A 24,826-nucleotide genomic window follows, 5' to 3' on the forward strand; every position below is an offset into this window, starting at 1 on the left:
GCTACGTTTCCGTCAGCTGGCGCAGGCAGTACGTATCCTTAATAACAATTCTAAATCAGCTTGTGTGCAAACCACTTTTCGCCCCTGAAGCGCCGAAGAAAAATGCCCCCGCGAACGGCCCACTCGCAGTTCATCGCCAGCCAGACACCCATGACACCGTAGCCCAGTACGATCCCAAGGATGTATCCAAAAATTACCCGAAACAGCCACATCGTCAGCATTGAGGTAATTGAGGTGAAGCGGGAATCTCCTGCTGCCCGCAGTGCGGACGGCAAAATAAAGCTGACGGCCCACAGCGGAACTTGGGCAATGGAATTCACCAGCAGCACCACAAACAGATCATCAATGATCTCGGAAGGTGGGGAAAAGATCGATACCAGCGGGTGGAATAGCGGCATCAGAATCAAGGCGATCAACGCCAAAGAGCCGGACCCGATCCAGAGAAAGGACTTGATGAACTTTCTGGCTTCAGAGACATTCCCCCGCCCGATACATTGGCCGACCACTGTTACAATAGTTAGCGACAGCGCGCTGGCTGGAATTTGAAACACCAGAGCCAGCGAGCCGGCAATGGCATTGGTCGCAATGGCATAAGTGCCTAGGCTGACAATAAACACCTGAGTGAGCAGTTTCCCCCCGTTGAAGAACATCTGCTCTGCCGCGAACGGCACGCCGATGAACATGATTCTCCGCAGCATGGTCAGAGGGATTCGGAATAGGTCACGAAAACGCACCCGCAGGGCCGTATCCATCTTGAACAGATACACCAGGGCACAAACCATACCTGCATACCGCGCGATATTAATCGCAAGCGTCATCCCCAGCACACCCATGTGCAACAGGTTAATGAAGACCACGTTCAAGATAACATACAGTAGGTTCATGATGAGCGACAGCATCAAAGAAGCCCGTGTCTTGCCCACACCTCGCAGAGCTCCGCATACCGCCTGAACCACCGCGATGCCCAGATATGAAATACTGCTGCCGATCAGGTAGATGCGGGCATTGTCCAGCACTTCGGGTGAGGCGGTTCCGAACAAAAGGTTCAATATAGGAGTATGGAAGCCCATCAGGAGCAGACCGATTCCCAAAGCGATCAGCGACACCGAAGCGACCGAAGCGGCCGTAGCCTGGGACACCATCCGGTCGTTTCCGCTCCCTTTATACTGCGCGACTACCACTGTCCCCCCGGTTGCAACCGCCACGAACACATTGATCAGAAAAATATTCAGCGAATCCACCATATTCACTGCACTGACCGCCGCCATCCCGGACGAGCTGATCATTGCGGTATTTACCAGATTAAGTCCAATAATGAAGGCCTGGTCAATCAGAATTGGAATAAATAAAGCTATAATTTGCCGATAATCCATCCCCTCCCCAGAAAGATATTTCTCCAGCAATCTTTTCTTTTGAAGACTAGCCCGAAGCTGCATAACATATCACATTCTTTTCTGTAAAATGGAAAAAACTCTTCATCCGAAGAGCTTTTCAACAAATTATACCCATTATACCGTGGGCACTTTACATTCAGTTTACTATAGATACACTTTTAAGTCTTTAATCAGGAGTCAAAAAACAGCAACTGTCCTTCACATATTTGGAGAACATAAACTTCATCAGAATTATGCAGCTTCAGACCATCAGACCATAGAATCATTCGTTCATCAAAAGTATTGGCAAAAGACTTTAAGCGGATTGCGTTATGCTTGATGATCATGATCGATCTTTGCATTTACGCAAGAAAAACGCCTGACGGCTTCCTTGGAGGTAGAGTAGAGTTACAAGCTGAGTACATCCGTAATTCCATAATCGTATCTATATACACCTTCGTAGTGAGGTTCCGAGAGACGGACCATATTGCACTTATTCCCTAATAATAAACCTATTCCCGGGTGACTTGGGGCGGATAACGGCGCTGGCTCGCTTACGTTACCATCAGCACATTGTATTTGGTTTTCCGCATACATTTGGCTCGCTTACATTAGCGTCGGCACATTGTATTCGGTTTTTCGCATACATTCGGCTCGTTTACGTTACCATCAGCTCATTGTATTTGGCTTTTCGCATACATTTGTCTCGCTTACGTTACCGTAGGCACATTGTATTCGGTTTTTCGCATACATTTGGCTCGCTTATGTTACCGTCGGCACATTGTGTTCAGTTTTTCACATACATTCAGCTCGTTCACGTTACCGTCGGCACATTGTATTTGGTTTTTCGCATACATTTGGCTCGTTTACATTAGCGTCGGCACATTGTATTCGATTTTTCGCATACATTTGGCTCGCTTACGTTACCGTCGGCACATTGTATTCGGTTTTTCACATACATTCGGCTCGCTTACGTTACCGTCGGCACATTGTGTTCAGTTTTTCGCATACATTTGTCCGTAAGCTGTACTAAAACATGCATTTCGAAGGATATAAGGTCCGCTCGGCCCGTTATACATCCCAAAGAGGCGTGTGCTTAATTAAAAACAGGGCTCCCCATGGCCACCAGTTGAATATAGACCATCCCATAAATTCGTTTCACATTTCTCCGCAATCTCGAAATTTTATAAATTTTATTCCATAAAAAAAACCCGCGCTAGGCGCGGATTCTTAAAGAAGCTATTAAACCTTCTATTATTTTGCACTTTCGGCAATCGTCTTATAAGCCGCTAAATCTGTATACACTTCCACCTTAAGCGGATTACGTTTATGTTTGGTAATTTTATAGAAGTGATAGACAAACACTGCAATATTAGCTGCTAAAGATAATGCACTCACAACCCAAAGCGCCGTTTCGCTGTGAGAAGATTGTACGGAGAACTTTGAATCGCCAACAAACGCCGGGAACGACATTGTAAACATCATCCAAATCGCCAAGGTTTGTGCACGGTGCTGTAGCCATGCTCCTTTTTTGAAGAAGAATGCTGGAATTGTACAAGAGATCAGAAGAGCTGCACCTGCATAGAAGGAATGGTCAGAAACTGCGTTATATACATAGGCAAAGTTCCAAATGTCATAAGCAATGATCCAGAACCACAGCTGGTCCGGCCACAACATATCCTTACTCTTGTCTTTACTAATAACAATACCCATCCAACCAGAAATCGTAATAATGTTCAGAATACCTGCGATCCCGTTCATAATGTTCCAAGGACCACCTACCATCATTACGCCATCCACCACGCCTTGCAAGCTGTACACTTGGAAATCACGGATAACTGCTTCAAGAATGTTAACTGCAAGGATAATCGCCGGGAACATTAATATATATTTATTTTTGTCCCATCCTTTAACATAACGGATAGCCATAAACCCTATACATCCTGCCAAGGCAGAATATACTTTTACCCAGTGAAACCATGTTCCAGTACTGGAGCCTTCGCCTGCCGTATTCGGCCAAACTGCTATGGTAAGAACAATAGGGACAACGATAAACAGAATAATTGAGAACCACTTGCTTCTTCGAGCTATTTCGTTGAAAATCATTAATCCTGCAAGTACCACTAACCACATTAGAGCAGAGTACCAAGGAATCGATTCGAATAAAAACATAATGTATTCCTCCTTCATATTTTGTATATAAGCTATGTCTTGAGTCCAATATATCCCATCCTCCTTCGAACGATCAAACCGCTCAAAACGTTGATTTATCAAGGTTTTCATAGTCTCATTTCGAGTTGAGTTTACACATCAATAGGACTGGAATTCATCCAAGGTCCTACCCCAAGTAAGGGAATCTATTAGAAACTATGTCTACAGAACTACAAACTGTAAACCTAACTCGAACGTAAAATATCCCCCACAAAGTGGAGTTTTGCTTTAATGCTTACTCAGGTACTTTGCGGGGGGCCCAAAATATATACTTTATGCAATACAAAAAACCTTGCCGACAAATTTCTTTGTGGACAAGGCTTACTACTCACGCATTATCAAAAAAATCTTTCAACTAAGTATTTCGAATATACGATACAGTTCTCCAGTGTAGGAAAATTCATAATTTCTCCTGCATAATAGATCTTATCTCTTCCCTGCATTTGATCAAGCCGTTCATAGAAGCCTTCACGAATCGCATTAGAATCTACATGGGGGAACTGCTTCCAGCGCTTCATCATATACAGACGGATATTCTCGCCGCCAAGCTCGCGAAGTTTATTTTCTACCTTTTCCCTCATCTCGAGATCTGTCATCTCATCATTCTCCGCTACATAAACCGTAACTAGATCCGTTGTTCCCATATCTGCCCACCTGTAATACCATGCCATCATATGTCCCTTGCGTTCAGGATTCATATTGCAGGGGATATACCCAGAAAGCTCCGGCAACCCCTTCACTCTGTAGGCATATACCCGAAACCGTTCGTAGATTATACACTCAAATAATGCTCTGTCTACCGAAGATAAGTGAATCATATCGCCCAGATGCTCTAAGGAAGCAGTATAAATAACCCTGTCAAAATAAAAGATATCCTGGTTTGTTTCCACCCGAACTTGACCATTTTCCTCTTGCTCCATATGTAGCACTTCACAAGTCAGACGCAGATCCTCTACTTGATCGGCCATTCTTCTAATGAGTTCAGTGACTCCCTTAGGCCAGGTTATCATGTGAGTGATCTCAATAAAGGATAATAAATTATCATAAGTAAGAAATTTCAATACATAGGCGGCCGGCACATCCTGAATACTCCCAAAACCAAAAGTATTGAAGTAATGCATATATACCTGCCCAATTACAGATAGCTCATTCTCCGTACACCAATCTGAAAAGGGCTGACATAGATCTGCCGGTAAGTGTAGAAAACCCGGTTCTTGTAGTGACTTATAACGTTTCAAAATTTCCGGCAACCGTTTGAATTCTTGGGTAAACATCTGAATTTGGTCCATAGGAATCTGAGTAGTTTTTCGCCCATTTGTATCAAAAAATCCCCGTTCCAAGAGTGGCCCCTTATCCATAAGATCAAACTCCCTCATGAGTTCAATCGTATGTTTATAAGTTGGCAAGCCGATTAGGGTTCCCATTTCATAGGTTTTCCCTTTATATTCAATCGAATGACACTTGCCACCTACTCGGTCTGACTTCTCAAGGAGAGTGATATGGTTATATCCTTTTTTCGCGAGCTGGTAAGCAGCTGTAACCCCAGAAATCCCTGCACCGATGATCCCTATTCTGTCTTCATACTTCATATTAGTCATCATCCGTTATCTCCTTGTAAATAACCATAATGGCAAGGTCTCACGCTGACCTGCATACTCAAGTGCGACATCCGATGGTATTTTACCTTGATTAGGTCCGTCTGTGATCACCCTGCTGAAGTTATAGATCCTCAAATATTCGTGTAAGCGCTTTTCTAAAGTCTCAAAGGAATCAATCGTATCATCCAACCAAGCCTGCTGATAGAACTCTTTCGTCAACACCGCTGCAAATTGCTGTAAGGGTTGAAATACTTCTGTCTGATCTGCAGTAATAGCTACTTGATTTATGTTGTTCTTATGTAAAAAATCGCTGTATTTATGTTTACCTCTATCCCAGTTCGTAGTAAATTCACGACTCTTGTTCGTAACCAGATTATTAATTTGGAATTCTAAGGTCTTCATCAATGGGATGACCTTCAAATCCATAAAATCGATAAAATGAATGGCGGACTTCCGATTATATAGCTTAACTAAGCCTAATCTGGAATAGGCATCGTAGACCACGTATTGATACACCTTTCCTACCCTCGGGAACACTCCCATATAGCTAATACTCTGTTGGCACATATACCCGGGATGAGCATTTTCCGGATTTTTCATCCTATAGTCCAGAGGTTTGGATTTCTCTTTACACCCTCTGCTGTTAGCCGCTTGCGCGCCGTCCCGCTTCTTTGCTTTAACTTCTTTGGCGTAAGCCTCCCGTTCTATTCTCTTACTAAGTCCATTTCGACGCAGCACATTATAAATACCTGACTCCCCTATGTTCACACCCTCATCCTGCAGTTCGTAAAAGATTCGCTTGGGTCCATCTTCAGGGAATTTGGCAACGTATTGTAAGATCAATCTTTCCGTTCGCTTATCCACTTTATTAGGCATTACCGGCTTTCGTTCCTTCTCTGCCAGTCCATCCATCCCCTGCTCTTGGTAAGCTTTACACCACTGATAATAGATCGTCCGGGATATGCCAAACTCCTTGCAGGTTTCGCTCACATTGTTGCTGATAGTCCCTTGCATGAGGATATGATATTTGTTGTTTGCATTCATCTATTACACCCCCTATTCTTTATTTTATACATAGTTGGCGTTAAATACAGTGCTATTCTACAAAGGATAGGTGAAAAACTTATACTTTCTATTATTTTAAAAAAAGAGAGACAGCTCAAGGCTTCTCCCCATTCCGAACAAAATGTGTGCTGTATGCCCCTCCAGAAATCTCCAAACAGTTCAGACGTTGACCATAGGCACATCCACCATCCACACCAATCTTATCGCCCAGCGGACTAAACCAGATGTCTTCCGAATCATGTAGATCCATCGTCGAGGTATGACCGAAAATAACCGTTTTGTCAGTGCTAACTACAGGATTCGTATAAAATGGCTCTCTGATCCAGATAAAATCATATGGATCCTGCTGCTTCCAATCCGCTATTAATGGATTAATGCCTGCGTGGACAAAGATATGGTCTTCCGTCTCATGATAAAGTGGCAATGAACTTAGAAAATCCAAATGATGTTTGTATTTCTGTCTAATTTCTTCTTTCAGCAGCATATAATCATGCCAGCCAAAATCCGCTTTAAAAAAGTCAGAATCCGCCTCACAATAGCTCATCAATGTATACAAACCACCGTTGTTTAGCCAATGCGTATCCAGTTTATCATCCTCGCTGGTGAGCGCGTCATAGGCCATTTTATCATGATTGCCTTTTAGAACAGTAACGCCCCATTCCCGCTTTAGGGCCATAACTTGATCCACAATTCCTTTACTATTGAGACCTCTATCCACATAATCCCCCATCAGAATGAGCTTGTCCTCGGATGGCCGATAGTTTATTTTTTTTAATAATGCGTTGAATTCGGAATAGCTTCCGTGAATGTCGCTAATCGCTAATATTCTGATTGTAATTCCTCCTTGCTCTGGATGCTGCAAGCTAAAACGCCTTCGGCGTCCTTTAAAGGACGGTGAGCGTTTATGCGAGAATTATAAGGATAAAGTATATCGCGAAACTTATACTTTCTTATAATTAAAAAAAGACGTTCCGGGCAGAGGCACCGAAATATCTTTTTTTTGTAATGGTCGCTATACGGAATCCATAACGATCGGATCTTCATCGGATTGAGTAAAAAGCTGGCGGCTTCTGACTTCATGCACCGCTTCTTGAAAACGATCACATAGAAAAATCAACTGGTCGATCTCTTTCTTACCCACCTTTTCCGTAACTTCACTTAAAATACCTGAAAAAGTAGCCATCTGGGAATCATAAATCTGCTCCCCTTTATTCGTCAGACCAATATATACAACCCGCCGATCGGTATCGGACGTTGTTCGCACCACGTAACCCTTCTCCTCCAAACTGTTAACCATTTGTGTCGCAGTAGGTCTGCTAATTTGGAGCAAGTCGCTTAATCTAGAAATCATGACTCCCCGCTGCTCTTCGACTTCGTCTGAATGCTTCTTTCGCTTCATTAAATTGTTTATGACATACATCATCATAAATTCTCTATACGAAATCACTTCCTTTGAGGACGGACGAGAGGTCAAACGTTTAATATTTTCAAAGGCAATGATTAGCTTCTGCTCTTGACTATTTTGAGTATCCATAGGGCACCTCCAATTTAACTCAATCTAATTAGATTACTTACCTATTTCCAAAAAATCAAGTCCAAATCACATTCTGTTTCCATAAAAATTAAATAATTAAACAGTTGTGCTAAATGATGAATTTGTGTATTATACATAAATGATAGTTTGGCTACCTAATTATTAAGACATGAAATCCCAAACTACAATATATAGAACTTAAAGGAGAGGAACAGCTCTGGAGCATCTTTCGCAAAAGAAAAAAGTTACAATTATGATTGCTTTAATGGCGGCTATGTTTTTCGCAGCAATCAACCAGACCATTGTGGGTACTGCAATGCCCCGAATTATTGCGATGTTAGGAGGCATTGAACATTATACTTGGGTAATTACCATCTATATGCTCACCTCTACAATCGCTACCGTACTTGTCGGCAAATTATCCGATATCTATGGAAGAAAGCCATTCCTCTTAGCGGGGATCGTTATTTTTATTATAGGCGCTTTCCTGTCCGGATTGTCGACAAATATTTTCCAAATGATCACTTATCGCGGGATTCAAGGTCTTGGCGGCGGGATTCTAATGTCGGCTACCGTAACCGCTGTAGGTGATTTGTTCGCTCCTAGAGAGAGAGCCAAGTGGACTGGAATTATGATGGCCATATTTGGATTCTCTAGTGTAATTGGTCCTACCCTTGGGGGCTTCATGGTGGATCACATGGCTTGGAAATGGATCTTCTGGATCTTCTTGCCTTTCGGTATCGTGGCTTTCTTTATGATTTGGAAAATGTTCCCTAAAACTGCACGCTCCACTTCAGAATCCATTGACTACTTAGGCTCCATTTTCCTTTCCCTTACCATTGTTGCACTCTTGCTCGGCTTTTCATGGGCGGGTACAAAATATGAATGGGGTTCCCCAGAGATTCTCAGCTTGTTCGGGGCATCTATTCTCGGAGTTATTATTTTAATTCTGATTGAACGAAAAGCTAAAAGTCCAGTATTGCCATTATCCTTATTTAAGAATTCCATCGTAACCATCTCCATGGTTGTCGGCTTCCTGATGAATGCTGGTATGATGGGCGCAATGATCTATCTGCCATTCTTTGTCCAAGGTGTAGAAGGTGTCTCCCCGACCAACTCCGGATTCATTAATATGCCGATGTCATTAGCAATGATTGTACTTAGTACGCTCGTGGGTAGATGGATCTCCAAATCAGGTAAATACAAGCGTTATGCCCTGATGGGTATGCCATTTATGGTTGTAGCCATGATCATAATGGCCTTTATGAGCAACATTGCGATGGCCGTAGTCAGCATGATTGTCTTCGGGATTGGTTTAGGACTATCGATGCCTGTCTTTACCTTAACCGTACAAAATGCTGTAGCTCCCTCCATGCTAGGGGTTGCTACTGCTACAAATACATTGTTCCGTAATTTAGGGGGAACCATCGGTATCGCGATTATGGGTACCATCATGAACACTACATTAACGAATAAACTAGAGGCAGCAGTGTCCTCAGGCAAGGGTCCAGACTTAACCAAACTTGACCCTGAATCCGCTAAACAACTTTCCGCATTTATGAATCCGCAAATGCTGCTAGATCAGCCTAAGCTGAAGGAACTGCATACAACGCTGCCAGAGCAAATCCAGCCGCTCTTCAATCAATTGATTGAGATGCTGCGAAACGCACTAAGCGATTCCCTGACGGTTGTATTCTTAAGCGGCACGGCACTGTTAGTCATTGCAGCATTGCTTGTCCTGTTCCTTAAAGAGATTCCGTTACGAAGTGGTGAGAAAAAAACAGAGGTAACTGCAGAGGGAAAAAGCGAAGGCAAAAACCTTGAAAAGTCAGTACCTGCTGTACACTAATCACAAATAAATATACATTAGAGATGTCCGTAAACAGCTTTGGCTGTGCGGCATCTCTTTTTTATGTGAAGGAGATTAGGATTCGGTTGGTTGATCGTTCAATTCTTCGAAATAATCGTAGACTTCGTTTAACAGCTCCATTAACGAATCTGTCTTTTCTCTACCCATATAATCAATCATGCCTTTAAAGGTATTTCGGGATTTCGTCACAGCCATTTCGGCCAAATGCTCTCCTTTTTCCGTAAGCGTGATCTCACTGATTCGGCGATCCTGGGCATCGGCAGAACGCACTACATATCCCTGTGCAATCAGACTATTGACCATCTGTGTAACCGTAGGAGAAGTGACTTTAAGAAACTTGCTGATATCGGATACTGTCTGGCCCTTCTTCCCTTCCCGTTCCTTGCCGAGCTTTAAAGAAACCAACATCCGAACCTCACTTGGCTTCAATCCCCAGACTGTAGTTTTACGCCAATTCATCCTGGCAAATTGCTGGAAAGCTTCCATTAGTCCATCAACATTCTGATATTTATCTTCGTTCATCAGTACACCCCATAAGATCCATTTAACACTAAGTATAGCCTAATCGGGCTTAAAAAAGAATTGATAGATGTCAGATATCCATTTTCAAATCATTACTATCGAGATGTATAATGGGATCAGAAGAAAGGGCTTGGTCGTCCTTTACTGACGATAAATGATACATTGTTATATATAAAATACTGGCAATTCACGCCTATTCGAAAGAGGTTATCTATCATGTCCTTTTCTTATTCTACATATGACGCTCTAGGGCTTGCTTCGCTTGTCAAAGCACGTGAAGTCTCCCCTCGTGAGCTTGTCGAAGCCGCTTTCGCTCGGCTCGATGAAGTTAATCCAGTTCTTAATGCGGTCGTACGTACTCGTAGAGAAGCTGCTCTTAAGGAAGCTGACGATATGCCTGTTCATGATAGCACTCGCCCGTTTGCCGGCGTTCCTTTTCTGCTCAAGGATATCTCCCAAGCTATCGCTGGAGAACCTCTTACTTCGGGTGCCTTGCTTATGAAAGACAATATTGCCAGACGTGACTCGAACTACGTAGCACGAATCAGAAACGGCGGATTCATTCCGCTTGGACATACGAATACACCAGAATTCGGCCTCAAAAACATTACCGAGAACGTCCTTCATGGCCCGGCACGTAATCCGTGGAATCCCGAATATTCCCCCGGCGGTTCAAGTGGTGGTGCAGCTGCAGCTGTAGCTTCTGGTATTGTTCCGGCAGCGGGTGCTAGTGATGGTGGCGGCTCGATCCGTATCCCTGCCTCGTTCACCGGCTTGTTCGGACTGAAGCCCACCCGTGGACGTACTCCAGTAGGACCAGGTGTCGGTCGTCAATGGCAAGGCGCTTCTATTGACTTTGCATTGACAAGGTCCGTACGCGATAGTGCTGCCATGCTGGATCTACTACAGGTTGTGCAGCCAGAGGCTGCTTTTCAAACACCACTATATCCGGGCGTCTATTTAGACGATCTATTCAAGCCAGCACAGCGAAAACTGCGCATAGCGTTCACAACAGCTTCTCCAGTAGGCACTTCTGTAACGAATGAAGCAGTCATTGCTGTGCTCAAAACTGTAAAATGGCTCGAAGCTGAGGGGTATGAAGTTGAAGAAAAACTAAGTCCAGTAAATGGTGTTAGGCTGATGGAGAATTACTATACGATGAATACTGGCGAAGTGGCAGCGATGTTCGTATCGCTGGAAAAAATGATGGGACGTTCCATTACTTCCAGTGAAGTCGATATCGTTACTTGGGTCCTTGGGGAAGCCGGAAGAAAAGTCTCTGCAGCAGAATTTGTGCATAGTCTGGATGAATGGGATATTGCAGCCGCACAAATGGCAGGTCTGCTTAACCGCTACGATCTGTATATCACACCAACAAATGCGGATTCAGCTCCTAAGATTGGCCAGTTAACGCATAGCTCTGCTGAAATCGAAAAACTGCTGCATGTACATGAGTTGCCGAAAGAGGAACAAGAGCGAATGATTTACGCTATGTTTAAACCAAGCCTAACCTACACACCGTTCACCCAGCTCGCCAATTTGACGGGTCAGCCAGCTATGAGCGTTCCCGTCCATATGTCGCAAGAGGGTCTACCGTTGGGGGTACAGGTAATGGCTGCTAAAGGCCGGGAAGATTTACTGCTTCAGCTTGCAGCCCATCTTGAACAATCCGAGCTGTGGGTAGGGATGACAGGGAATCCGCTCTTTCCATGATGAAATTCATGAAGTGGTGGCTAAGTCAATTGAGGATCATAGTTCTATTACTTAACTATGTTCGATCCTATTGAGAATATAATGATCGTAGGAAGATCGATAAAGATTTGAATCAAATCAAAATGAGATGGCCAAACAATGACTATGATTGGATCAAAATAGATAATAGTATTAGCGCTAATGTATAGCAGATATATATTAATAAATTAATGATTCTGGTACCTATAACTTGATTATCTAATAATATTTTCGAAAGATAATAGTATAACAATGTATATTTTAATAGATGAATACTTATATTATTATATGAATAGAGATAAAATTGCTAGAAAGAAGCCCGTACTCTTTATTAGTGCAGGCTTCTTTCTGTACTATTTGAAAAACTGCGTGAAATAAAAACATTCAGTCTAATCAAGCAGCTCTTACATGAGGTGCTCACTCTGTTCCTTTCTTTTCATCCTACTTTAAGTTCAGCAGACGGTTTGTCGACTAGGCTAGTAAATAAATTTCATCCCTTCAAATAGAAAACGCGCTGGGCGCAGGTTCTATGGGACTATGTTTTTGTCCTCTTCACGGCATCTAGCAACCGCACTAACTGAAACCAAAGATTGTCTTCGTCCAATTTCCTCCAAAGGGCAGAAAAAATTCGCTTGGCATGATCGACTGATATTCGAGATGCGCGATCGGCTTGAACACGTTCGTCACTTCATCTACAAGGTTTTTGCTATATCATTTCAGGGGTTTCCTTTGCATATGATTTCGATACAAAGAGCTCACACCCCTTGTTGTTATACGTTGTACTGAAGCAGATCTGTACGAATGGCCACTATGAAGCAGCAGGCCGGAGTAGAATTTACTACTCCCCCAGGCGGAATAGTTAACGATGCTGTTAACCTTTATAATGTAAATAACTATATCTCGGCGAGTTTAACTGTTTTACTCAGCAGCTTCCAGTATCGTATTAATCACTTTCACACATAGCAATTAGTATAATCTGATATCAATCACATGCTCGCTGTTAGCTTATCAGCCTAAACAAGCATTCTCTTCGCCTTCCATGTGTTTAAACCATTAAACCCATAACGCGAAACTACCATCGCAATAATCATACTAGATTCTTTTAGGCAATTAAATATATTGATGCGAACGGCTACATATAGTCTAATCCGATGCTACGTACCTCTTGCTTCTCCTAAAGTCGAGCGAGAAATCTAACCAAGGCATCCCCCCATAAAAAAACAGCGGAAGTTAAGGACTTTAATTTCATGTCCAACTCCTACTGTTTATGATTAGAGTACAATAAATCCATTTCCATCAGTTCCTGACTCTCTAGAATCAAAAATCCCGAAAACAAACCGGATGCCATCTATACTCCAAACTATTTTCCACTTCTTAATTCCGAGATTTGCTCTCGAAGATCAGACACCTTATCACGCAGTTCAGTCTCTTTATCCATCATTTTCCGCTGCGTCTCAAATATGGCACGATCTTTATCAATCTCAGCATTTAACTGCTGCTTTTCAATCTCGCGTATAAAGTTCTGTTCCTTCTTTTCAGCCTCACCCTTAATCTGTTGTAACTCTCTCTTCATCTCTTGCATTTCCTCTTGCATTTCCTCTTGAAATTTATCCTTCTTTCTTACGACCCTCTTTCATATCCTGTAGTTTGACTTAAGGGTACTATTTTCCGTCCCACAAACAATCCTGGACTTCAACTTTCCCTGTGGCCTCCGCTGCTATTTGAACCAGCAGGCACTCCTGCAGACGGCAGGTATGGCCACCGGTGAGCGCTGCAACGAGCAGCCCTGCGTTTGCCGTTCGCGGTATCCACATCCGGAAGCCGCCGGCTGCTACCGATCGCTGAGCCGGCACCGTGCCGGGTAGTCCGGGAACTGCGGCAGGCACTCCTGCAGACGGCGGGTATGGCCACCGGTGGGCACTGTAGTGAGCTGCCAGGCGTTCGCCGGTCCTGGTGCATCCGCCTCCGGAAGAGCGCCGGATGCTGCGGATCAAAAACCCGATAACCTGGTTGTGCTGCAACTTGCAGCAGCAGCATCTGCGGCGGATCCGCGAGCCAGCACTGAGCCAGGGAGCCCGAAAATAACTGCAGGCACTCCTGCAGGCAGGAATGGCCACGGGTGAGCACTGCAGCGAGCAGCCCAGCGTTCGCCGACCACCCAGAGATTGACCTATATTGGAATCCCTCAAGCATAAAAAAGGAACCCGCGCTGGTATCAGCGTGAATTCCCCCTCAACTGTAAGATTGTTATTTAGCAACTGCAATCTTCATTTCCAAGTCCTTGTAATAGGTCTTGATCCATTTTTTTCCTGAGTCTTTCAGAATGTCTCCTTTAGCGTCTATGGTGTACGTAAATGGCCTAATTGTGATGGTTTTCGGCACTGCTTTGAAGGAGGCTGCATAGAACAGGTCTTCTTTAATGTTTGCTGTGATCGGTCGCTTGATGTCGATGTCGCTGACGGTTGCCTGAATTAGATTTCCTTTCTCATCGGCAATGTCATACAACATCTTGCTTGAACGCCCTTTGGATTTGGCTGCTCCAGGAACTTTCCCGCTGCTGTGCAGCTTGAGTTCCATCATTAACGGCGTCATCTGGAAATAGTCCACGGTATAGCTAAAATCCCCGTTTTTTTGAGTTGTACCCGGCTGCAAGGTTGCAAGACTATTCAGCTTTTTCACCGGGACGGTAAAGGTAAATGGCTCCTTGACGCTCTTGGTGTACACCTCTATCGTCATTTTGAATTCATCCGCGAGCTGCGGTTTGCCATCTTTGGGGATGTTGAAAGAGAGCAAAGCTGCCCTTTCATCTTCCGGCATAGACGTCACATAGGGAAGATATAACATCCTTTTCCCATTAACAGACAAAACCGGGATCTGCGCGATATCAATAATGATCCCCTTACCCACAGTGCCTCCCTCCTGCCGGAATGCCATGTCAAGACGGTTCCCGTCAAACATTACTTTGGATATACTGAGCGTTACGCCCTCGTGGGTAATCGCTAGATTGGAACTGGCAGATTGCCCGGAGGTCTCGGCACTAACGGTTGAAGGGAACCCGCTGCCTGTGACTGCCATTACCAACGTTACTGCCAATGCTGCTCCAGCGAATTTTTTTCTCAATTCAGGTTTCATAGAATTCAATGGATTAGCTCCTGTCCTATTTTTTATGAAAAGAAAAAGGGAGCTATCCCCAGGTCATTATTGATGACCTGCGGGACTGTCCCCTTCTCTAATGGATTAAGGCTTAACAGGAATGGTCAATTCCAGATCTTTCAGATATGTTTTCTCACCCACACTGTTCTTTCCTTGGCCGACAACGCTCCAATCCTTGTTGTTCACAGTAAGAGTAAATGGCTTGATTGTAATCGTTTTAGGTGTGCCAGCAAAAGGAGAAAACAGTTGATCAATCTGATATTCAGTCTTGGGTTCGCTGTTGAAATACTCGAATCTGCTCGGATTCACGACATTTCCTTGGTCGTCTACAAGCTCGTAATAGACCATACTGGCGCTGTAATCACCGGTTTGCCCCGGAGATTGTGGTACTTGGCCCTTACTATCCAGAACGAAACGGGTGGACACCGGCGAAATATCCAGTTGCTTAACGGTATAACTGAACTGTCCGTCAGATTTGGAGGCCTCTGGTTTCACAACAATCGATTTATTCTCCACGTTCACAGGAATCTTGAATTCAAAAGCTTCTTTCACCTGTGTGACATTCGCCTGAATGGTCAGCTCGAATTGGTCAGGCAAATTTAGACCCTTAGTCACTTCAACTACATAAGCATTCTTCTGCCTAGGCGAGTCGCCAAAGCTGCCTCCGCCATATTCAATGGCTTGTCCGTTAGCGAGGATCGTTGGCATTTTAATATAACCTTTAAGCTGATCCTTTTCCTCAACATCTTTTTCAAAAAGGTATGGAGAGCCTGTATTCGGCAAATCTACGCCTTCACGTTCCAAAACGAAGGACAACCGGGTACCATCATAAAGTAAATTAGCTACCTTCAGCGTGATTCCTTCATGGGTTACACTCAGGTTAGGTTCTGTTACGATTCCTTGTTTAATGGCAGTATCCAAAGCTTCGTTGCTGGTTCCCTCAAAGAGAATTCCAACAATAGGAATTTGCTTTAACGTTGAAGCCATTGCCGGTGATACAAATCCCGTACCCACCACACCTGCACCTAGGATGGCTGCTGCTGCGGCCACTACTGCTGTTCTTTTCATTAAATTAGGTTTGGATGATGTTCTTTTCAATTCACTCGCTCCAATCGTATTCATAATTTGATAACTCATACTTTTCTTTGGTAAAGACGATTCACGAATCATTTGTTCGATGGCATTCATTTCAGCGAATTCCGTTTGTTCCGGCGAATGTCCCATGTGCTATCTCTCCTTTTCGGCTTTTACATTCCATCAGTTTGCGGCGCAATCGTTCATATTTTTTCCGTATGGTTGCGGACTTGAGGCCCATGATTTCGCCTATTTCCTCAAAGGTGTACTGCTCTACTGCCTTAAGGAGTAAAATATGACGCTCTTCAGTTGTGAGAAAAGTCAAAAGCTCATAAACCTCTGACTCATGACGGGAGATTTGCAGCACAGGCTGCTGCTCTTTATAATGATCGATCAGCTTAAGCCAGCGGCTCTGTCTCTTCTTCAAATTGATTAGATGATGGTATGCCATCTTATACAGCCAGGCTGAGAAGGATACTTGCCTGCTGTACTGGTGAAGATTTTGATAGGCGCGAATAAAGATCTCCTGTACGGCATCTTCCGTCTCCGCATGATTTTTCAGGATATAATAGCAGTAGGTATACATTTGCCGTTCAAACTGGATGATGATCGCACTGTATGCCTCTTTGTCTCCTGCTCTGACCTGTTCTACAACCGCTTCAATAGCATTCCATTTTCCTTCCTCTTCCCCGGGGATGGTTGGCTGCAAGAGCTCACCTCCTTTCTTGTTTACCTATATAACAATCTCGTAATGCTATTTTGTGACACTATTTTTTAATATGCAGTTAGATTAGGGACTACAAACGCAGTGAGATTAATTACATATACGAACAAAATCACCCTAACGGGTGAATAACTTTTTAGCCAGCGGTTATTTGTCCGCTGGCTAGAAAGTTATTCACCAAGGTTCCGTTACAGAGACAAACTCTGGGGATTCTCCAGACTCCAGGTCGTAGGCACACTCTCCCACTATAAATTCAGGGACAGGATCTACCGTCCCACATTCTACGCAAACATAATCGATCCATACCTCTGGTTCTTCCTCCCACGGCTCAACATCCGGTGATTGCAGCATGGACAGAGCATCGGGTCTCGCCCATAGCTCTCCAGCATCCGCTGACGGTAGTTCTTCTTCTTTCGTTCTTTCACAGGAAAGGTCATCTCGATTTGTTTATGGATCATGTACCACCACAGATTAAACACCTTCTGTGACTCTTTGTTTTTCCCCCGGCTGTATAGACTATAGCGACCCACCATCCGAAAATGCTTCGGTGGAATGTGCTGCACGAGATCGTAGATAAACTTCATCACCGGCGACACCACATCCACCCGTTTCCCCGTTCGGTGATCTTCGTACCAGTAATGCACCTTGTGGTGGTCGTAGCTGACCACCCGGTACTCTGCAATCGCCGGTCGCGCTAAATAACCCCCTATGTATTTCGCTGCTCCTCGGGCATCCTTCATCCGCTGCTCTGCATTCACATAGAAACCCTGCCGAGAAGTCACTAGAAGTAAATGCTTTCAAATCGTCAGTTGTTCCTTCTTCAATAGTGCCCGAAGCTTTTCCATTAAAAATGGCAAACTCCTTAGTATCTTGGTTAGTATACAATGGATCTACTATTTTATTTATTCGCATTTGAACAAAATCTTTTAATAAATCACTGTTAGCGTAATCTACGATCATTTTTCGGAATTTTAAAATATGATAATTATTTAATTTCGTTGTAAACATAGCTTTCTGCAACTTCATTGTTTTTTTAAACCAATACTGATCTAAATGCATTGGGTAAGTGCTCCAACTATTAATGCAACAAAGCTCACGCTACTCCTGTTCCCGCCCGCAAATCCCATAAAAGAAGAGATGGATGGCTTCCTCCAGGAAGGCATCTATGTCTTCTTGTTTGCTGGCTTCATCTAGCATTTCTCCCGAACTTCGCATGTACATTCCCATAAATGAAAGAATCCCTTTGGTGGATACTTTATTTGAAATTTCTCCTCGTGCTTTGCCATCCTCCACCATCTTAACCATCAATGGTAAAACGTCGTTTGTATACCGTTCTTCAAGATAATGAAACATGTCCTGATCCTCAATCATAAGCTCCTTCACAGTCGTGGGAGACAATGAACTGTAGGTTTCTCTCTCCATCGTCATAATGTATTCAATAATCTCTTTTAGAGAATGCTCTCCATGAATGTAATCTTCAAATTCGCGAATCGCCTTCTCTATAAAATCCTTAAAGGACTCACCAAGCAGCGCTTCCTTGCTGCCAAAATAATTATAAATCGTCACCTGTGAGACACCTGCTTCTTTCGCAATGTCTGAGATCCGGAGACGTTTGGGCTCACAGCTCTTGAGCATTTCCATCGTAGTCTTCATAATTTTGAGTTTTATTTGAGCGGCTCTTTTCTCAAATCCATTCATGCTATTCACCCTTAACTTCATTATATAGTGCGCTTATTTAAATTTAATGAAATATTTATTATCAATTATTTCATAATTCCATTGACTTCACTATTCACTAGGAATAATATAACATATGAAATATCCAATTAATAATAGTTCATTATTTTGCAGCGGGGGTGGCGGCATGCTTGTAGTTGAAGGCTTAACCAAACGATTTTCGAATGGCAAGGGAATCGAAGATGTTACGTTTACCGTAAATAAAGGTGAGGTGTTTGGGTTTCTGGGGCCTAATGGCGCGGGTAAATCTACGACCATAAGACATATCATGGGATTTATGAAGCCGGACAAAGGTAATGCGAGCATCCATGGACTTGATGTATGGAAAGCACAGGGTACAGTCCAGAAGCATATCGGCTATCTACCCGGTGAAATCAACTTTTTTGACGGGATGACAGGCATTTCTTTCCTTAAATTTATGTCTGGCATGCAAGGGATGAAGAACACTACTAAACGTGACCGCCTCATTGAACGACTGCAATTTGATGCCTCAACTCCGATCCGCAAAATGTCAAAGGGAATGAAGCAAAAAGTCGGTATTGTCGCAGCTTTCATGCACAATCCTGAAGTTATTATTCTGGATGAACCCACCTCGGGACTCGACCCGCTTATGCAAAAGGTATTTATAGATCTCGTATTGGAGGAAAAAGCAGCCGGAACCACCTTTCTAATGTCCTCTCACAGCTTTCAAGAAATTGAGCGCACCTGTGACCGAGCTGCAATCATTAAAGACGGACACATTGTCACTATAAAAAATATCCACGAATTACAATCGATGCAGCGGAAGCTGTTTGAGGTTGTTTTCGCGAGTCGCGAAGATGCAGAACAATTCGCCGCCTCCGGCCTGCAGGTGGAAGCTCGTGAAGGGAATATGGTCCGCATTGCCGTTCAGGGGAATTATGATCGATTCATTCAGGAGACCGGGAAATATAATATCCGCAGTATGGATGTGTTCACGCAGAATCTAGAGGACATTTTCATGGACTACTATGACCGTGAGGGGGCCGTGCAATGAATCTTCCACTCTATAAAGAAATGATGAGGGTGAACCTCAAAGGCATTATGAATTACGCCTTCGGTTCTGCCTTCTATATTCTGTTTATGATCTGGCTATATCCGGGGATCGCCGGAAGCACAAAAGCCATTGATGACCTCATTAAAGCTATGCCGGAAGGTGTAGGTAAAGCCTTTGGATTAAACAGCGGATTTACCAGTGCTGAGGCTTTTATCTCAGGAGAATATTATGGACTTATTCTGGTACTGATTCTATCCATCGTATGTGTACAAATGTCGACGCAGCTCATGGCTCGACTTGTGGATCGTGGCTCTATGGCTTATCTTCTGATAGCACCAACTACGCGGAGAAAAGTAGCTACCACGCAGGCGCTTGTACTCACAACAGCATTACTCCTGATTATGGGCGTAACCACACTCGCCGGATTATTAGGTAAAGCATGGTTCCTCGGCAGTGAATATGAATTTAATAGCGGCCGATTCACTCAGCTGAATAGCGTAGCGTTTTTATTGTTTTTTGCCGTGGGGGGACTCACTTTCCTCGTATCCTCGGTTTGTAATGATGAGAAAAAAGCGCTTGGAATTTCCGGCGCTATCACCTTCGGATTCTTCACTCTGGATCTGCTAGGCAAAATAAGCGATAAACTGGAGGGATTACGTTACATGACCTTGTTCTCCTTCTATCAGCCTGGTAAAATCGTTCAAGGAAACGTGGAGATTATTCAGGTTTCTAGTTGGTTACTGTTGATCGGTATTCTCGCTTTTGCCATAGGGATCGAACTGTTCAGACGACGGGATCTTCCATTATAAGATTAAGGGACGCTCCAATAGCATGTGGCTACTGGAGCGTCCCTCTTTCATATAGAAGAATATAATAAGCTTCTTCACACTAGAGAAGCATTATTTTAAGATTTCGTATCCGGTCTAGGGACACCAAAGTTTGGCGTTCCATCCTCATTCCACTGGATCACTTGCACACGCGCGTGCCGATTAGGATCATATAATGGGTCTCCCACAATTTCCTTATAGCTTCTAGCATGGAACACTAGGATATCCTGTTTGCCATCTTCTGAGACTGTAAAGCTATTATGTCCCGGTCCAAATTGACCGTTTTCTTCAGAAGTTGTAAACACAGGTTCTGGTGTTTTGACCCATGATTTCGGATCCATTAAATCACTATCCTCATCAGCGGTTAATAACCCCATACAGTAGTTATGATCTGTTGCACTTGCCGAGAAAGTCATGAAAATACGTCCATTTCGCTTAAGAACTGCCGCACCCTCATTCACCAGGAAGCCGATTTTTTCCCAATCATATTCAGGCGTGGTGATGCACACCTGCTCTCCTTTTAACGTCCAAGGGTTTTCCATTTCAGAGATATACATATTAGAATTACCAGGGATATCGGGATCCTTTTGTGCCCATACGTAGTATCTAACCCCTCTGTGTTCAAAAGTGGTTGCATCCAGGGCAAAGGATTCCCATTTCGTTTTGATTTGACCCTTTTCCACCCACTCACCTTCTAATGGATTTACGGATGAGTTTTGTATGGCAAACATACGATGATCAAATAAGCCATCTTTCGTATCGGAGGTATGTGCAGCTGCAAAATACACGTACCATTTTCCATCAATATAATGAATCTCAGGCGCCCAAATATTGGCACTCATTAAGCCTGTTTCATGCTTAACCCAAATGGTCTTACCCTCAGCCTCAGCTAATCCCTGAATGGATTCAGAACGACGAAGCTCGATTCTATCAAACTCCGGAACCGAAGCTATGAAATAATAATAACCATCAGTATGTCTATAGATCCATGGATCTGCCCTTTGCTCAATAAGCGGATTTTTCGCATTGAATTCTCTCATGATGACAACTCCTATATCTCTCTTTATTTTTAATTTTATGGGTCACCAAAACACACCCTTCCTTATAAGAAGGCAAGGTGTATTTAAGCTATGTTCATTTGATCTACCCTTTAATACCTGAATTCAAGTTAATAGATTGAACGAAGTATTTTTGAGCAAATATAAATAACAGCAGGGTTGGAACGATCGCCAAGATTGCCGACCCCATTAATTGCCCGATCATACGATAGTTTCCGTAGATATCTTGTAACAAGAGCAACCCAGCTGTGACTGGCATTTTGTCTACATCTGTGTACACGATAACCGGCCAGAGGAAGTCATTCCAAGATCCCGTAAAGGAGAACAATCCGCAAACAATCAGAATCGGCTTAACTAACGGCAATATAATTTGCGCGAAAATTCTAAAGTCACTTGCACCATCAACTTTTGCAGACTCATCTAGTTCTTTTGGGATACCGTTCATAAACTGTCTGACCAAGAAGATATTCCCCATACCCGCAAGACCGGGAATGATCATTGCCCAAGAAGTGTTTACCCAGCCCAAGGAATCGATAATTTTATAAGAAGGAATTAAGTTAACTACACCCGGGAAAAAGGAGATCCCTAGCAAAGTAAAGAACAGTGTGTCTCTTCCTTTAAAGTTAATACGGGTATACCCAAAGCCTGTAATCGAAATCACAATAACCACCAGGATTGTGTGGGTTGTAGCAATAAACAATGAATTGCCTAGCCAACGTAGAATTGGGGCTGTAGAAGTATTGTTCAGAATCGTAACATAGTTCTCAAAGACCCATGTTTCAGGAAATAGTCTAAAGCCTGAAGAAACCACTTCCGTTTGTGATCTAAAAGACGTGGAAATCCCGAATATTACTGGAATAATCCAAATCACACAAAGGATAAGCAAAAAAGCATATGATACATATTTTGAAATGCTAACATTGGATGATCCTTTTACTTTGCCTGTTCTATTTACAACTGGACGATTATCTAGGCCATTTACCGCCTGATTTGACATTATAGTACACCTACCTTTTCCATTTCCTTGTTAATCAATTAGTTCCCTAGAACCTTATGTAGCATTTCGGTTCATTACATAATATTGCAGCGCTGAGATCACCAAGATTACTAATCCCAATAACACTGCCATCGCCGATGCCATCCCTGCAATGGATTCACCGTTTCCGAAAGCTAATTGACGAATATACATCATGAGTACGTGTGTACTTTGTCGAGGCCCGCCATCAGTCATCATTAACGGTTGGCCGAATACATTGAAGGCTCCGGCAGTTGTCATAACAAAGGTATAGATTAATGGAAAACGAATAGATGGCAAGGTGATACTTGTGAATCTTTTAATTGAACCCGCACCATCGAGCTCGGCTGATTCATATAATTCTTGCGCAACGCCACTTAATGAAGCACGATAAATAATCATGTTGCCCCCAATACCGCCCCATAGTGTGATTACAATGATGATAATCCACGCATACGGCTGATTTGCAGGCCAAGCAATTTGTGATCCGAATAGATTACCAGTAATCCCTAATTGCTTATTAAAGATCAAAAGCCAGATTAGTGCAGCCGCAGAAATCGAAATCAAGCCCGGAATATAGAGAATAGATTGAATTAAGCTCTTCATTTTAACTTTTTTATGTTCTAGTGCAACAGCAACCATTAATGGGATAACTATTAATAATGGAACAGAGAGACCCACAAAGATCAATGTATTTTTCAGACCTCTGAAAAATTGAGTATGAAACGTTGATTTGCCATCAAATAGAATGGCCTTATAGTTATCAAAGCCTACCCATACCGGGTCACTCATTAAATTCCACTTTGTAAATGAAGCATAAATCCCATAAATCGTTGGCAATAAAATGAAGACAGCAAACAAAATGACGTGCGGACCTACAAAGAAGGCAGGTGCCCAGTTTATTTTCTTTTTCATAGGATTTCATTTCTCCTTTTGCACAAAGTAATGCACCACAGTACGGCACATTACTTCGTACAATCTATTCTATTTCGCTTTATTTCGCTGCACTGCTGCTTTCTGCGATCTTATCTTCTACAAACTTCTGCATGGTTGCCAAGGTCTCATCTAGATCAACGTTACCGCGAACGATATCTGCGCAATAAGTATCTACTGCTTCTGCAATGTATGGGTAGTACTCATATGTGTAAATGTAAAGGGATTCAATTTCTTTTTCATTAGAAGTAAAGAAGGATTGCATGTAGTTTTGGTATTCCGGACTTTGGTTAACTACGTTACTTGCGACGTTTTGACCAGCTTTTGCCCATTCCATTGAGTTTGTACGCACATATTCTAAGAAGTTAGCAATCCCTACTTCTTTTTCATCTGTTCTCTTATCGTTCTTAAGCATAGCGAACAAGTGAGAAGAAGATCTATTCGTGAATTTATCAGCGGTTGGAGAATAAATGTTAGTCACACCAAAGTTCAAACCTTCAACTCCAGCATGTGCGGTAGAACTCCAAGTTCCGTCTGTGGAGAAGAGTACGTTTTGGGATTGGAACATCAAGTAACCGTCTTCACCAAATGGAGTCATCAAACCAGCATCAGCAATTTTCTTAACATCTTCAAAGGCTTGTTTAAATACTGGGGAGTTAACAGCCGGTTTGCCGTCCACCTGAATATCTCCGCCCAAGTTTTGAATTTGAGCCAGGATAACCCATCCGAGCAAGGCATCATTAACTACATAGTCGCCTTCATCCAATTTACCTTGTAAGGAAAGCATTTCATCAATCGTAACAACGTTATCATCCAAGAAAGATTCAGCATTATATTTCTTGAGCAAATCTTTATTGTAATACATTACGTTACTGTGGATATCAAGAGGTACTGTGTATTGTGTTCCGTCGATGTTACCAGTGTTCCAAGCTTGTGGTAAGTAATTTTCAGCTTTTAGTTCAGGTTGTGCCGGTAATACAGTATCTTGCATGGGTTCTAAGACACCTTGCTTAACAAACCCAGGAACACGGTCAGCGTGGATAATTGCTAAATCAGGAACACCTTTGCTGGAAGCCAAAACGGTAGAAATTTTCGTGTACATATCAGCTGTAATAACGTGCTTCACTTTAATCTCTGGATTCGTTGCATTGTACTCTTTAACGATTTGATCCATATAAGCACCATCATCACCGGTCAGCGGTGTCCAGAACGTAATCGTCTTACTATCATCTTTACCACCACATCCTGCTAACACTGTCGTTAACATTAGAACCGTTGCTAATACTACTCCAAATTTCTTTTTCATTACTCTCTCCCCCTGCAGCTGTAATGTTAAGATAATCATTCACATTAACTTTGTCGGAAACGATTAACTTAAACTTAGTA

General features: G+C 43.0%; 25 protein-coding genes. 5 read left to right on the forward strand and 20 right to left on the reverse strand.

Features of this window, described 5'->3' with window-relative positions:
* Positions 1 to 50: 50 nt before the first annotated feature.
* The 7 genes from NSQ29_RS19460 to NSQ29_RS19490 form a co-directional block, all read right to left on the reverse strand.
* Positions 51 to 1,436, reverse strand: a complete 1,386-nt coding sequence (locus NSQ29_RS19460; RefSeq protein ID WP_341125866.1) for an MATE family efflux transporter — start codon at positions 1,434 to 1,436, stop codon at positions 51 to 53.
* A gap of 128 nt (positions 1,437 to 1,564) precedes the next feature.
* Positions 1,565 to 1,735, reverse strand: coding sequence for a hypothetical protein (locus NSQ29_RS19465; protein WP_341125867.1), 171 nt, complete (start codon positions 1,733 to 1,735; stop codon positions 1,565 to 1,567).
* 892 nt (positions 1,736 to 2,627) lie between these two features.
* Positions 2,628 to 3,545: a DUF5692 family protein gene (locus tag NSQ29_RS19470; RefSeq protein WP_341125868.1), complete on the reverse strand. Its 918-nt coding sequence runs from the start codon at positions 3,543 to 3,545 to the stop codon at positions 2,628 to 2,630.
* 377 nt (positions 3,546 to 3,922) lie between these two features.
* Positions 3,923 to 5,185, reverse strand: coding sequence for an FAD-dependent oxidoreductase (locus tag NSQ29_RS19475; RefSeq protein ID WP_341125869.1), 1,263 nt, complete (start codon positions 5,183 to 5,185; stop codon positions 3,923 to 3,925).
* Positions 5,186 to 5,188: 3 nt separating this feature from the next.
* On the reverse strand, positions 5,189 to 6,226 hold the full coding sequence (locus tag NSQ29_RS19480; RefSeq protein ID WP_042186066.1) for a helix-turn-helix domain-containing protein: 1,038 nt from the start codon (positions 6,224 to 6,226) through the stop codon (positions 5,189 to 5,191).
* A 115-nt stretch (positions 6,227 to 6,341) separates the two neighbouring features.
* Positions 6,342 to 7,109: a metallophosphoesterase family protein gene (locus tag NSQ29_RS19485; RefSeq protein ID WP_341125870.1), complete on the reverse strand. Its 768-nt coding sequence runs from the start codon at positions 7,107 to 7,109 to the stop codon at positions 6,342 to 6,344.
* Between the two features lie 150 nt (positions 7,110 to 7,259).
* Positions 7,260 to 7,781, reverse strand: a complete 522-nt coding sequence (locus NSQ29_RS19490; RefSeq protein WP_340968183.1) for a MarR family winged helix-turn-helix transcriptional regulator — start codon at positions 7,779 to 7,781, stop codon at positions 7,260 to 7,262.
* Between the two features lie 217 nt (positions 7,782 to 7,998).
* Here NSQ29_RS19490 and NSQ29_RS19495 point away from each other — a divergent pair, with 217 nt between their 5' ends.
* Entirely contained in the window at positions 7,999 to 9,630 is a 1,632-nt protein-coding gene (locus tag NSQ29_RS19495; protein ID WP_341126790.1) for an MDR family MFS transporter, read from the forward strand.
* Positions 9,631 to 9,705: 75 nt separating this feature from the next.
* Here the strand turns inward: NSQ29_RS19495 and NSQ29_RS19500 are convergent, their stop codons facing one another.
* Entirely contained in the window at positions 9,706 to 10,173 is a 468-nt protein-coding gene (locus NSQ29_RS19500) for a MarR family winged helix-turn-helix transcriptional regulator (protein ID WP_042186061.1), read from the reverse strand.
* A gap of 216 nt (positions 10,174 to 10,389) precedes the next feature.
* Here NSQ29_RS19500 and NSQ29_RS19505 point away from each other — a divergent pair, with 216 nt between their 5' ends.
* Positions 10,390 to 11,886, forward strand: coding sequence for an amidase (locus NSQ29_RS19505; protein ID WP_339801814.1), 1,497 nt, complete (start codon positions 10,390 to 10,392; stop codon positions 11,884 to 11,886).
* A 1,378-nt stretch (positions 11,887 to 13,264) separates the two neighbouring features.
* On the opposite strand, the gene NSQ29_RS19510 is transcribed toward NSQ29_RS19505, so the two are convergent.
* Both NSQ29_RS19510 and NSQ29_RS19515 read right to left on the reverse strand, forming a co-directional pair.
* Positions 13,265 to 13,477 (reverse strand): hypothetical protein, encoded by a 213-nt coding sequence (locus NSQ29_RS19510; RefSeq protein ID WP_339801811.1) that lies wholly within the window; start codon positions 13,475 to 13,477, stop codon positions 13,265 to 13,267.
* Positions 13,478 to 13,565: 88 nt separating this feature from the next.
* Entirely contained in the window at positions 13,566 to 13,718 is a 153-nt protein-coding gene (locus tag NSQ29_RS19515; RefSeq protein ID WP_339801808.1) for a hypothetical protein, read from the reverse strand.
* A 99-nt stretch (positions 13,719 to 13,817) separates the two neighbouring features.
* Between NSQ29_RS19515 and NSQ29_RS19520 the strand changes: the two genes are divergently transcribed.
* Positions 13,818 to 14,027: a hypothetical protein gene (locus NSQ29_RS19520; RefSeq protein WP_341125871.1), complete on the forward strand. Its 210-nt coding sequence runs from the start codon at positions 13,818 to 13,820 to the stop codon at positions 14,025 to 14,027.
* A gap of 124 nt (positions 14,028 to 14,151) precedes the next feature.
* Here the strand turns inward: NSQ29_RS19520 and NSQ29_RS19525 are convergent, their stop codons facing one another.
* From NSQ29_RS19525 to NSQ29_RS19550, 6 genes are all read right to left on the reverse strand, one after another.
* Complete coding sequence (locus NSQ29_RS19525) at positions 14,152 to 15,036, reverse strand: DUF5643 domain-containing protein (RefSeq protein ID WP_341126791.1); 885 nt, start codon at positions 15,034 to 15,036, stop codon at positions 14,152 to 14,154.
* A gap of 105 nt (positions 15,037 to 15,141) precedes the next feature.
* Entirely contained in the window at positions 15,142 to 16,281 is a 1,140-nt protein-coding gene (locus tag NSQ29_RS19530; protein ID WP_076284283.1) for a DUF4179 domain-containing protein, read from the reverse strand.
* Positions 16,247 to 16,840: an RNA polymerase sigma factor gene (locus NSQ29_RS19535; RefSeq protein WP_042186048.1), complete on the reverse strand. Its 594-nt coding sequence runs from the start codon at positions 16,838 to 16,840 to the stop codon at positions 16,247 to 16,249. The genes NSQ29_RS19530 and NSQ29_RS19535 overlap by 35 nt, the downstream gene beginning before the upstream one ends.
* A gap of 189 nt (positions 16,841 to 17,029) precedes the next feature.
* Positions 17,030 to 17,206, reverse strand: coding sequence for a hypothetical protein (locus NSQ29_RS19540; RefSeq protein WP_339801801.1), 177 nt, complete (start codon positions 17,204 to 17,206; stop codon positions 17,030 to 17,032).
* Positions 17,137 to 17,595 carry a transposase gene (locus NSQ29_RS31585; RefSeq protein WP_445164932.1) on the reverse strand — a complete coding sequence of 153 codons (459 nt, stop codon included), beginning with the start codon at positions 17,593 to 17,595 and terminating at the stop codon, positions 17,137 to 17,139. Before NSQ29_RS31585 ends, NSQ29_RS19540 begins: the two co-directional genes overlap by 70 nt.
* Before the next feature lie 358 nt (positions 17,596 to 17,953).
* A complete protein-coding gene (locus NSQ29_RS19550; RefSeq protein ID WP_341125873.1) occupies positions 17,954 to 18,508 on the reverse strand; it encodes a TetR/AcrR family transcriptional regulator in 555 nt (184 codons plus the stop codon).
* Between the two features lie 211 nt (positions 18,509 to 18,719).
* Here NSQ29_RS19550 and NSQ29_RS19555 point away from each other — a divergent pair, with 211 nt between their 5' ends.
* Both NSQ29_RS19555 and NSQ29_RS19560 read left to right on the forward strand, forming a co-directional pair.
* Positions 18,720 to 19,607: an ABC transporter ATP-binding protein gene (locus tag NSQ29_RS19555; RefSeq protein WP_340974782.1), complete on the forward strand. Its 888-nt coding sequence runs from the start codon at positions 18,720 to 18,722 to the stop codon at positions 19,605 to 19,607.
* Positions 19,604 to 20,416, forward strand: coding sequence for an ABC transporter permease subunit (locus NSQ29_RS19560; RefSeq protein ID WP_340968168.1), 813 nt, complete (start codon positions 19,604 to 19,606; stop codon positions 20,414 to 20,416). The genes NSQ29_RS19555 and NSQ29_RS19560 overlap by 4 nt, the downstream gene beginning before the upstream one ends.
* Before the next feature lie 95 nt (positions 20,417 to 20,511).
* Here NSQ29_RS19560 and NSQ29_RS19565 read toward each other — a convergent pair whose 3' ends face one another.
* From NSQ29_RS19565 to NSQ29_RS19580, 4 genes are all read right to left on the reverse strand, one after another.
* The gene (locus NSQ29_RS19565; protein ID WP_339801789.1) at positions 20,512 to 21,474 is read right to left on the reverse strand and encodes a glycoside hydrolase family 43 protein; all 963 of its coding nucleotides are present in this window, start codon (positions 21,472 to 21,474) and stop codon (positions 20,512 to 20,514) included.
* 103 nt (positions 21,475 to 21,577) lie between these two features.
* Positions 21,578 to 22,489 (reverse strand): carbohydrate ABC transporter permease, encoded by a 912-nt coding sequence (locus NSQ29_RS19570; protein WP_042186041.1) that lies wholly within the window; start codon positions 22,487 to 22,489, stop codon positions 21,578 to 21,580.
* A 54-nt stretch (positions 22,490 to 22,543) separates the two neighbouring features.
* Positions 22,544 to 23,422, reverse strand: coding sequence for a carbohydrate ABC transporter permease (locus NSQ29_RS19575; RefSeq protein WP_042186039.1), 879 nt, complete (start codon positions 23,420 to 23,422; stop codon positions 22,544 to 22,546).
* Positions 23,423 to 23,501: 79 nt separating this feature from the next.
* Positions 23,502 to 24,746 (reverse strand): extracellular solute-binding protein, encoded by a 1,245-nt coding sequence (locus tag NSQ29_RS19580; RefSeq protein ID WP_042186037.1) that lies wholly within the window; start codon positions 24,744 to 24,746, stop codon positions 23,502 to 23,504.
* Positions 24,747 to 24,826 lie beyond the last annotated feature (80 nt).

The organism is Paenibacillus sp. FSL F4-0236 (assembly GCF_038000135.1).
Lineage (GTDB): Bacteria > Bacillota > Bacilli > Paenibacillales > Paenibacillaceae > Paenibacillus_AQ.

Excerpts from the sequence above, each read along its gene's own strand:
- NSQ29_RS31585 (WP_445164932.1), bottom strand. The coding sequence starts at position 17,595 with ATGAAGGATGCCCGAGGAGCAGCGAAATACATAGGGGGTTATTTAGCG.
- NSQ29_RS19555 (WP_340974782.1), top strand. The coding sequence starts at position 18,720 with ATGCTTGTAGTTGAAGGCTTAACCAAACGATTTTCGAATGGCAAGGGA.
- NSQ29_RS19540 (WP_339801801.1), bottom strand. The coding sequence starts at position 17,206 with ATGCTGCAATCACCGGATGTTGAGCCGTGGGAGGAAGAACCAGAGGTA.
- NSQ29_RS19465 (WP_341125867.1), bottom strand. The coding sequence starts at position 1,735 with ATGCAAAGATCGATCATGATCATCAAGCATAACGCAATCCGCTTAAAG.
- NSQ29_RS19475 (WP_341125869.1), bottom strand. The coding sequence starts at position 5,185 with ATGATGACTAATATGAAGTATGAAGACAGAATAGGGATCATCGGTGCA.
- NSQ29_RS19500 (WP_042186061.1), bottom strand. The coding sequence starts at position 10,173 with ATGAACGAAGATAAATATCAGAATGTTGATGGACTAATGGAAGCTTTC.
- NSQ29_RS19505 (WP_339801814.1), top strand. The coding sequence starts at position 10,390 with ATGTCCTTTTCTTATTCTACATATGACGCTCTAGGGCTTGCTTCGCTT.
- NSQ29_RS19510 (WP_339801811.1), bottom strand. The coding sequence starts at position 13,477 with ATGAAGAGAGAGTTACAACAGATTAAGGGTGAGGCTGAAAAGAAGGAA.
- NSQ29_RS19460 (WP_341125866.1), bottom strand. The coding sequence starts at position 1,436 with ATGCAGCTTCGGGCTAGTCTTCAAAAGAAAAGATTGCTGGAGAAATAT.
- NSQ29_RS19515 (WP_339801808.1), bottom strand. The coding sequence starts at position 13,718 with ATGTGGATACCGCGAACGGCAAACGCAGGGCTGCTCGTTGCAGCGCTC.
- NSQ29_RS19575 (WP_042186039.1), bottom strand. The coding sequence starts at position 23,422 with ATGAAAAAGAAAATAAACTGGGCACCTGCCTTCTTTGTAGGTCCGCAC.
- NSQ29_RS19470 (WP_341125868.1), bottom strand. The coding sequence starts at position 3,545 with ATGTTTTTATTCGAATCGATTCCTTGGTACTCTGCTCTAATGTGGTTA.
- NSQ29_RS19570 (WP_042186041.1), bottom strand. The coding sequence starts at position 22,489 with ATGTCAAATCAGGCGGTAAATGGCCTAGATAATCGTCCAGTTGTAAAT.
- NSQ29_RS19560 (WP_340968168.1), top strand. The coding sequence starts at position 19,604 with ATGAATCTTCCACTCTATAAAGAAATGATGAGGGTGAACCTCAAAGGC.
- NSQ29_RS19525 (WP_341126791.1), bottom strand. The coding sequence starts at position 15,036 with ATGAAACCTGAATTGAGAAAAAAATTCGCTGGAGCAGCATTGGCAGTA.
- NSQ29_RS19565 (WP_339801789.1), bottom strand. The coding sequence starts at position 21,474 with ATGAGAGAATTCAATGCGAAAAATCCGCTTATTGAGCAAAGGGCAGAT.
- NSQ29_RS19480 (WP_042186066.1), bottom strand. The coding sequence starts at position 6,226 with ATGAATGCAAACAACAAATATCATATCCTCATGCAAGGGACTATCAGC.
- NSQ29_RS19490 (WP_340968183.1), bottom strand. The coding sequence starts at position 7,781 with ATGGATACTCAAAATAGTCAAGAGCAGAAGCTAATCATTGCCTTTGAA.
- NSQ29_RS19530 (WP_076284283.1), bottom strand. The coding sequence starts at position 16,281 with ATGGGACATTCGCCGGAACAAACGGAATTCGCTGAAATGAATGCCATC.
- NSQ29_RS19550 (WP_341125873.1), bottom strand. The coding sequence starts at position 18,508 with ATGAAGACTACGATGGAAATGCTCAAGAGCTGTGAGCCCAAACGTCTC.
- NSQ29_RS19580 (WP_042186037.1), bottom strand. The coding sequence starts at position 24,746 with ATGAAAAAGAAATTTGGAGTAGTATTAGCAACGGTTCTAATGTTAACG.